Here is a 3,029-nt window from a genome sequence, read left to right as displayed (position 1 = left end):
CATAGCAATCCCCATAGTAAGGGAAAACAGGACCCGGTTCAGTCAACACGGTCTTCATGTTTGGCCGTACCGACCACACGAAGTCTTAGTTATTGTGGTGCGTTATTTTTTCACGCGGACATTGGATGCACTTGGATTTGTCCTCCGATTGCTTTCAAAACTTTCATTATTGTCGCAAATTGAGGTTTAGCTCCGTCCGACAATGCTTTGTACAAACTTGGTCTACTTAATCCAGTTTCCTCTGCAATTTTGGTCATTCCTATCGCTTTTGCAATATGTCCAATCGCATTTATAACATCTGCGTTATCTCCTTCTTCTAAAACGGTATTGAGATATTCCGCAATCATCTCTTTGCTGTCCAAATAATCAGCTATGTCAAATTTTGAAGTTCCCATATTTTCTATTTCTTTAATTTTTTCCAGATTTCTTTTGCTTTCGCAATGTCTTTGTGCTGTGTTGACTTATCACCACCAATAAGCAGAAGAATAATTCTTCCATCTTTTTCTTTGAAGTAAACCCTATAGCCTTTGGCAAAATTCACCCGTAATTCCCTTATTCCCTCCCCAACAGGCTTACAATCCCCAAAATGTCCATCGTTTTCAATTTTCTGAATTCTAAACAAGATTTTGGCTTTGGCTTTCAAGTCCTTTAACTTTCTAAGCCATTTGTCAAATTCAGCCGTTTTCTCGATAAAGAACATAAATAATGTATCTACATGGATACAAAATTACATTTATTTTTTGAATTTAGTACTGTATTTTGAAATTTTTGGGAAGATTGGTATAGTGCACCACGCTTGAGCTATGAACAGTACGGGGCACGCCGTCTGCGCGAGCAGTGGGCGAGTTGGTGCGCTGTTATCGTAGACTTTTCCACTTATGAAATCGGGCCGGTTAATTGTTTCTATTATGGTTTTTTGCATACTGGCATAATGTATTATAGCCATTGTTGCCATTTCGTTGTTTTTTCAGGTAGTATTTTTGTCAGTGTATGCTTTATTGATACAAAACATATCTAGGAGGTTTTAATCCGTTCAGTCGCATATAAACAAGCATTTGTCCTCTGTGATGCGTTATGTGGTCGGCAAGTAATAACAAAATCTGTCTCTTTGTTCTGTCAGCCCCAAAATAGTCCAGTCTTTCTTCAAGTCTATTGGTGTCAAAATTTGAGATGAATTCTATCGTTTTGTCAAAAGTCTCACTGATTTTGGAAATCATTTCTTTTTTCGATTTATTGTCCACTTTGAGTTCCGTGTCGGTATCCCAATCTCTGGCATTACGTCCGCCCATTAGCGATTGACTATGCCAGTCCATTGCCCAACCAATGTGCATTAAGTTTTCCGCAAAACTCATCGATTCAGGTGTCGCTTTATAGTTGTATGCTTCCTCTGACATTGTTTCTGCTACAAGAATTAAGTATTCTTTTGATTTTTCTAATCGCTCCAAATATTCTTTGATGAAACCATTTTCTTGAGCGAATATTGGCTGTGTAACGGAAAACAACAAAATTATAGAAGTTAGGGTTATTATGTTTTTCATAGTATTCTATTTCTTTTTATCTTTTAATTCTCAAAAAGCCAAATTTAAAAATTTGGCAACCTCGTAAATACACCCGAACCTCTCGGAAATCCTGTAATAGCTATGTTTTATATATGTTGTTAGCTGCTGGCTTTTCTGTCCACTTGTTTAAATTCTGAACAAATATTTTCAATTCAGTTTCTGTTGTTTTATCTAATATTTTACCGTCTTTCCCTAATTTTCCCTTTACTCCTTGAATTAAAAGAGTTGTTGCGTCTGTAAATTTAGTTTGGATAGTTTCCATAATCAACTTCAGTTCCTCGTGTCCTTTTTCTCCACTTGCCGAAGCGGTTATAATTCCAATTGGTTTGTCAGAGAAAACAGTAGTTGACACACACCATTCAATCATATTTTTTAAACCACTTGGAATACTGAAAACATATTCAGGTGTACAAATTATGATTCCGTCAGCATTTTCAATTTTATTCCGAAAATCAACAATTTCTTCAGGTACATTTTTGTCAGTTAATTCCGTTTTAAAATGTGGTAATTCGGTCAAATCATCTATAATCTCCAAATTGAAATCAGATTTATCCGATTCCGCTATCCACTTGAGAATTGAAAGATTTGCAGAATTCCGACTGGCACTTCCGCAAATTCCAATTATTTTTTTCTTTTTTATCATTCAATTCGTATTCGAGGTGGTTTTTTTAGCTTGCAGGTAACGGTTTTGTATAAGATTAGTTGCAGGAAAATCCAGCAGGATTTTTCCGCCTGTACCAAATATAATTGATTGCAGGAATTTCCACATAGAAATTCCGCCCGCAATTGATTATACACCGTGTGTGCAGTATTTTTTTACTTTCTTACTGTTGAATGTAAAAAGTCCATTTTCCATTTTCCATCAATCTTTTTAAAAGTAGCACTTTCTAACCAGTCAAATTTAACTTTAGTTGTGTCATTAAAAACAAAGTTTGCGTGATTAAAATAATTGATATTACCAGAATTGTTATCCACGTTAATTTCCAGATTTTCAATTTTATATTCAGCTGTATATTTTGGAAAACTCTTCATCATTTTGAAAATACTGTCATTGTTAAAAACTACTCCATCTTCATATATAATAAAGTTGTCAGTTGTCAAATCTCGCATTTTTTTAAAATCCATAGTTTCAATTCCGTTAAAATATCCAATTAAAACGGACTTTAATTGTTCAGGATTATCAGTTTTTTCTTCTTGACAAGAACTAAATAGCAGAATCTGGGTCAGAAGTAAAATTGACAATTGTTTCATATGATTCATTTTTGGTGGGTTTGTTTATTCGTCTTGGCTTATTGCACCCAACGATTTGGCTAAACTGCGTTTTAATGCAGTTTAGGTTTTGTGTGTGCCCAGCATGGGCATCTTTATCATATCTAAGATATGGTATTAATCTAGAGGGTGCAAGTCCCTTATGGGCAGGGGTAACTCCTTGAACCATTAGTAAGTCGCAAGGGTGGTAACTGCGAGGTT

General features: G+C 35.3%; 5 protein-coding genes. All 5 read right to left on the bottom strand.

Annotation, left to right across the window (positions count from 1 at the left end; translation table 11 throughout):
- Window positions 1–110: 110 nt before the first annotated feature.
- Window positions 111–395: an addiction module antidote protein gene (locus MWU84_RS23640; RefSeq protein ID WP_246906474.1), complete on the bottom strand. Its 285-nt coding sequence runs from the start codon at window positions 393–395 to the stop codon at window positions 111–113.
- A gap of 5 nt (window positions 396–400) precedes the next feature.
- Complete coding sequence (locus tag MWU84_RS23635) at window positions 401–700, bottom strand: type II toxin-antitoxin system RelE/ParE family toxin (RefSeq protein ID WP_246906472.1); 300 nt, start codon at window positions 698–700, stop codon at window positions 401–403.
- Window positions 701–995: 295 nt separating this feature from the next.
- Complete coding sequence (locus MWU84_RS23630) at window positions 996–1,538, bottom strand: DinB family protein (protein WP_246906470.1); 543 nt, start codon at window positions 1,536–1,538, stop codon at window positions 996–998.
- Between the two features lie 100 nt (window positions 1,539–1,638).
- The gene (locus tag MWU84_RS23625) at window positions 1,639–2,202 is read right to left on the bottom strand and encodes an NAD(P)H-dependent oxidoreductase (RefSeq protein ID WP_246906468.1); all 564 of its coding nucleotides are present in this window, start codon (window positions 2,200–2,202) and stop codon (window positions 1,639–1,641) included.
- Between the two features lie 173 nt (window positions 2,203–2,375).
- Window positions 2,376–2,810, bottom strand: a complete 435-nt coding sequence (locus tag MWU84_RS23620; protein WP_246906467.1) for a nuclear transport factor 2 family protein — start codon at window positions 2,808–2,810, stop codon at window positions 2,376–2,378.
- Between the last annotated feature and the right edge of the window lie 219 nt (window positions 2,811–3,029).

Origin of the sequence: Arenibacter sp. F20364, from assembly GCF_023015905.1 — a bacterium.
Taxonomy (GTDB): domain Bacteria; phylum Bacteroidota; class Bacteroidia; order Flavobacteriales; family Flavobacteriaceae; genus Arenibacter.
Note: the sequence above shows the minus strand (reverse complement) of the source record. Positions and strands in the feature narration are given on the sequence as shown.